We start from the raw sequence: 4814 nt of genomic DNA on the forward strand, positions 1-4814 counted from the left end.
CATCACGGCCTTTGGTTGATCTACGTGTCTCTTGGCGGAAACACATGATCAAACAGGGGCCGCCCTGCTGTCCGGCAAACGACGAACCCCACCAAGAAACGATCTTGGTGGGGTTTAAAGCCAAGCTAAGTGGTCGGCTCCGGAAATCCTTCGGGGGTTGATCAGGCTGCCAGGGCGACGGAGGATTCTTCTTGTCGGTCGGCGGGTGTGTGTCGGTCGAGCCGGGCCAGCAGATCGTCCACGTCGGAGGTGGTGAACTTCCACTGGAACGGCTGTGCCGTGGCGTTGTAGCGGTCTTCGAATGCTCGGAGCCGGTCCCCGACTTGGGTCAGGTCGGTGAAGTCGTTGGGTTGGACGACCTTGCGCTGGACGACGGAGAAGTAGATCTCCACCTGGTTCAACCAGGAGGCATGGACGGGGGTGTGGATCATCACCGCGTTCGGAAACCTGTTGGTCAGGCGGTCGACAGCCCGCTGGCCGCGGTGGGAGGAGCCGTTGTCGACGACCCAGAAGACGCGTTTCGCGCTGGCGTAGAGCTCGGTGGTCATGACCTGCTCGACCAGGGCCATGAACGGCATGATCCCGGTCTTGGGCTCGCAGCGGCCGAAGACCTTCGCGCGGTGGACGTCGTAGGCGGCCAGGTAGGCCAGCGCGCCGCCGCGGCCGTACTCGTGGTTGACGCGCATCGCCCGGGCCCGGCCCGGGGCCAGGGTCAGATGGCAGCGGCAGCGGGCCTGGATTGAGGTCTTCTCGTCGCTGGAGAGGACGTACTCGTCCTCGCCCAGCGGGACGCCCTCGAACGTGCGGGCGTACAGGTCCAGGACGCGCTGGGCCTTGGCGCGGAAGTTGGGGTCGCGGATGAAGATCCAGGACCGGCACTGCCAGGGCTTGAGCGCGTCCTCGCGCAACCAGCGGCGCACCGTGGACGCGGAGACGCTGTCGGTGATCCCGCGCCCGATCAGTTCGGCGGCCAGCTCCGGGCAGGACCAGCGCGACAGCGGTACGCCGGTCTCGGCGGGGAGTTGGCAGGCCAGCGTCTTGGCCTCGGCGACCTGCATGGGGGTGAAACGCGCGGGGCGCCCGGAGCGCTTGCGGTCGGCCAGGGCCGGCAGACCGCCGTCGGCGAACCGGCCGCGCCAGGCACGAACCGTGTCCAGGTGCAGGCCCGTCTCCCGGGCGATACGCGCGTTGGAGCGCCCCCGTGCCGCGTGCAGGACGACCTGCGCGCGCATCCGCAGCCGGTACTCGGTCTTGTGGCCGTAGGCCATCTTCTTCAACCGCTCGCGCTCGGCAGCGGTCGGGAATATCGGGCGGGCCGGGGCAACGGGCATGGCAGGCGGGCCGATCGGGAGAAGTGGATCACGATGGGCCGCAGCCCGCCGCATCCTCTGCCACTCGCGGTTGACCCACGCTGTGGAGAAGGGCGCTTCCACGCCGGTGCTGATGAAGCTGTCCGGGCGTACGTCGGTTCGCAGCCTCGCGAAGTACGCGCGGGTGTCCGATGAAGGTCTCCTGAACTCCCAGGCCGACACCAATCCCGCCGCATGTCGCCATCGCCGGCGGTCGGGCGATTTGTCTGTGGCCGGAGAGGAAGATGATGAGTATTGAGACGTCCATCCCGTTGTGCGAAGCGGCATTTCATGGCCTGTCCCAGAGGTGGGTACGGTCGAACGCATGGATTCGAACTTTCAGACGGCCGAAGAACTCGCGGCTGCCCTGCGCGCCGGTGAAGTGACCTCGGTGGAACTGACCGACGAGGCGATCGCCCGAATCGAGCGGGACGACAAGGCGATCAACGCGATCTGCGTGCCGGACTTCGACCGTGCACGGGCCGCCGCGCGCGCTGCTGACCACGCGCGCGCCGGCGGTGAGGACCGGCCGCTGCTCGGCATTCCGGTGACGGTGAAGGAGTCCTACAACGTCGCCGGGCTGCCCACGACCTGGGGCATGCCGCTGCACCGGGACTACGTGCCGGCCGAGGACGCGGTGCAGGTGTCGCGGCTCAAGGCGGCGGGCGCGGTGGTGCTCGGTAAGACCAATGTGCCATTGGGGCTGCAGGACGTGCAGAGCTTCAACGAGATCTACGGCACCACCAATAACCCGTGGGATCACGGTCGCACGCCGGGTGGGTCCTCCGGTGGATCGGCGGCGGCCCTGGCGTGCGGATTCGGCGCGCTGTCCATCGGCTCCGACATCGGCGGTTCGCTGCGCACGCCCGCACATTTCTGCGGTGTCTACGCACACAAGCCGACACTCGGGCTGGCGGCGGTCCGGGGGATGGTCCCGCCGCTCGCTCCGGCACTGCCGGTCGACCTCGACCTCGCCGTGGTCGGTCCGATGGCGCGCTCTGCCCGTGACCTCACGCTCCTGCTCGACGTGATGGCCGGGCCGGACCCGCTGACGCACGGCGTGGCCTACGACCTGCGGCTGCCGCCGGCGCGTCACGAGGAGCTCCGCGACTTCAGGGTCCTGGTCATCGAGGACCATCCGCTCATGGCGACCGGATCCGCCGTGCGGGCGGGCGTCAACCGCGTGGCCGACGCGCTGGCCGACGGCGGGGCGCGCGTCGAACGGCACAGCGCGCTGCTCCCCGACCTGAGCGAAGCCGCGACGCTCTACATGCAGTTGCTCGTGTCGAGCTCCGTCGCACGCTTTCCCGTCGAAGCGCGCGAGCAGGTGCAGTCACGTGTGGCCGAACTGAGCGAGGACGACCGGAGTCTCGACGCGGCGCGGCTGCGCGGCATGGTGCTCAGCCATAGCGACTGGGTCGAGGTGAACGGCCGTCGCGAGCTCCACCGCCACGGCTGGCGGCAGCTCTTCGCCGAGTTCGACGTCGTGGTGTGCCCCGTCACACCCGCTCCGGCGTTCCCGCACGACCACCGTCCCAGTCCGCTGGAACGCCGGATCGACGTCGACGGTGTCGGGTACCCGTACTTCGACCAACTCGTCTGGGCCGGTCTGGCCACCATGCCCGGCCTACCCGCCACCGCCATACCGGCGGGCCGGTCCCCCGAGGGCCTGCCGGTGGGAGTGCAGCTCATCGGTCCGATGTTCGAGGACCGCACCCCGCTGCGGCTGGCCGAACTGCTCGAGCAGAAGATCGGCGGCTTCCAGGCACCGAAGTAGGGCGTACTACCGGGTGTCCGTCGAGGACGAGGCGCGGACCACGACGAGATCCTCCGAATGCGCGCAACCGCTGCCCGGAACGCGAATGTCACCCGCCTCCATGCCCACGACGCCGGAGTACACCCAACCGTCATTCGCCCAGCGGCTGACCGAACACGCCCGCACCGCCCGACCACAACTGACGGACGACCTGCACATCCGCCACCGAGGGCAGTTCGCCTACGTGGAAGGCGAAACTGCCCGACGGCGAACGGGTCAAACTGATGCGCCTGCGCTACAGCGGCACCGCCAGCCGATGGGGCTTCGCCCTCTACTACGCCAGCAGCGACCGCTACGAGGACACCCTGCTACCCACCGGCGCCTTCGCCGGCACCCCCGAAGACGCACTCGACTGCGCCTGCCACCTCCGCCTCGCCGGACCCGAACTCTGACCAAGCAACAGACACACCAGCGACTCCGGACTCAACCCCCGAAGAACCTCCGGAGCCGACCACTAAGCAGAGGGCGTCGGCGGCCGCGCGTTGGCACGGCCGCCGCGTCGCTGTTCGCCCCGGCCGTCGGCGTGTTCTAGAGTCCGGGCGTGGCGACTCTGATGATCGATGCCGGCCCAACCACGGCGGACGCTCCGGTGACCCGCACCGGCGGGGTACCACTTGCCCCACCCGGAACTGAGTGGCCCACCTGCTCGTCGTGCGGCGGACCGATGCAGTTCCTCGCGCAGGTGCTCCTGGACGACGTCGGCTCCGGCGGTGCCACGGGCGCGGACCGCGGGGTTCTCGCGCTGTTCGCGCTCGCGCTGTTCGCGTGCCAGAACGACCCGGGCATGTGTGAGGACTGGGATCCCACTGCCGGCGGGAACCTCGCTCTCGTCCTCCCCTTCAACGGCCTACAGCCGCTCCCGTTCCCCCGCCTCGACGACGATGCCGACGAGGCGGCGCTAATGCTCGGCGCCGTCAGGACGGTGACCGCCGAGCACGAAGACGAAGCTGACTACAACGAGGCCCGCGACGCGTGGACGGCGCGGACCGGCCGCTCGGACTCATCCGTCCTCGGCCAGTTCGGCGGGACACCAGCGTGGATCCAGGGCGACGAGACGCCCTCCTGCCCCCGGTGCTCCCGCCCGATGCCGTTGGCCGTCCAACTCGAAGAAGGTCCCGACCACTCCACCGTCATGAACTTCGGCGGAGGCGGCTGCGCCTACGCCTTCACCTGCGCGCCCTGCGCCCAGGCGGCCCTCCTCTGGCAATGCTGAACGCCACCGTCGGGCGGGTTGCCCGTGCGCATCGCGCAGCACGAACAGCGTGTTCCCTTCGTCCTGGAGCAGCGTGGACTCCGCGCCAACCTGGCACAGCAGGTAACCCGGAGTACGCCAGCTGGCGACCACGAGCGTGTCCGAAAGATCATGTAAGTCCGTGATGTGACAGGCTGGCCCGGGCCTGCGCTCTGGCCTTGATCGGCCGGGACGGGAGATGCATCGTGAAAGTCCTGCGACCCACTCTGGCGAAGGTGCCGTGGATGCTCGCGGCGCTGGTCCTCGTGGCCGGCGTCCTGCTGGACCGTTTCGCGCCTCAGCCGTACACGGGACTCCCGCTGCTGGCAGCCGCACCGCTCATCGCGGGTGCCACACTCTCCTTCCGCTCCGCGCTCGCCGTCGTGTGTGTTACGTCCGTGGTCTCGGTGTTGGTGGA

At 69.0% G+C, this 4814-nt stretch carries 5 protein-coding genes and 1 pseudogene; 5 read left to right on the forward strand and 1 reads right to left on the reverse strand.

Features of this window, described 5'->3' with window-relative positions:
• Positions 1–161: 161 nt before the first annotated feature.
• A complete protein-coding gene (locus tag KV557_RS41320; protein WP_256178731.1) occupies positions 162–1331 on the reverse strand; it encodes an IS630 family transposase in 1170 nt (389 codons plus the stop codon).
• A gap of 70 nt (positions 1332–1401) precedes the next feature.
• Here KV557_RS41320 and KV557_RS41325 point away from each other — a divergent pair, with 70 nt between their 5' ends.
• The 5 genes and pseudogenes from KV557_RS41325 to KV557_RS41345 all read left to right on the forward strand — a co-directional run.
• On the forward strand, positions 1402–1608 hold the full coding sequence (locus tag KV557_RS41325) for a hypothetical protein (protein WP_218207260.1): 207 nt from the start codon (positions 1402–1404) through the stop codon (positions 1606–1608).
• A 66-nt stretch (positions 1609–1674) separates the two neighbouring features.
• A complete protein-coding gene (locus tag KV557_RS41330) occupies positions 1675–3126 on the forward strand; it encodes an amidase (RefSeq protein ID WP_218207265.1) in 1452 nt (483 codons plus the stop codon).
• Between the two features lie 263 nt (positions 3127–3389).
• Positions 3390–3557 (forward strand): hypothetical protein, encoded by a 168-nt coding sequence (locus KV557_RS41335; protein ID WP_218207261.1) that lies wholly within the window; start codon positions 3390–3392, stop codon positions 3555–3557.
• Between the two features lie 161 nt (positions 3558–3718).
• A complete protein-coding gene (locus tag KV557_RS41340) occupies positions 3719–4378 on the forward strand; it encodes a DUF1963 domain-containing protein (RefSeq protein ID WP_218207267.1) in 660 nt (219 codons plus the stop codon).
• 224 nt (positions 4379–4602) lie between these two features.
• Positions 4603–4814 (forward strand): annotated as a pseudogene (locus tag KV557_RS41345) (serine/threonine-protein phosphatase); the annotation flags it as partial.

The sequence above is a fragment of the Kitasatospora aureofaciens genome (genome assembly GCF_019192735.1).
Lineage (GTDB): Bacteria > Actinomycetota > Actinomycetes > Streptomycetales > Streptomycetaceae > Kitasatospora > Kitasatospora aureofaciens_A.

What these genes read in the sequence shown, in the direction of transcription:
- KV557_RS41340 (WP_218207267.1), top strand. Translation starts at nt 3,719, where the DNA reads ATGATCGATGCCGGCCCAACCACGGCGGACGCTCCGGTGACCCGCACC.
- KV557_RS41335 (WP_218207261.1), top strand. Translation starts at nt 3,390, where the DNA reads ATGCGCCTGCGCTACAGCGGCACCGCCAGCCGATGGGGCTTCGCCCTC.
- KV557_RS41320 (WP_256178731.1), bottom strand. Translation starts at nt 1,331, where the DNA reads ATGCCCGTTGCCCCGGCCCGCCCGATATTCCCGACCGCTGCCGAGCGC.
- KV557_RS41330 (WP_218207265.1), top strand. Translation starts at nt 1,675, where the DNA reads ATGGATTCGAACTTTCAGACGGCCGAAGAACTCGCGGCTGCCCTGCGC.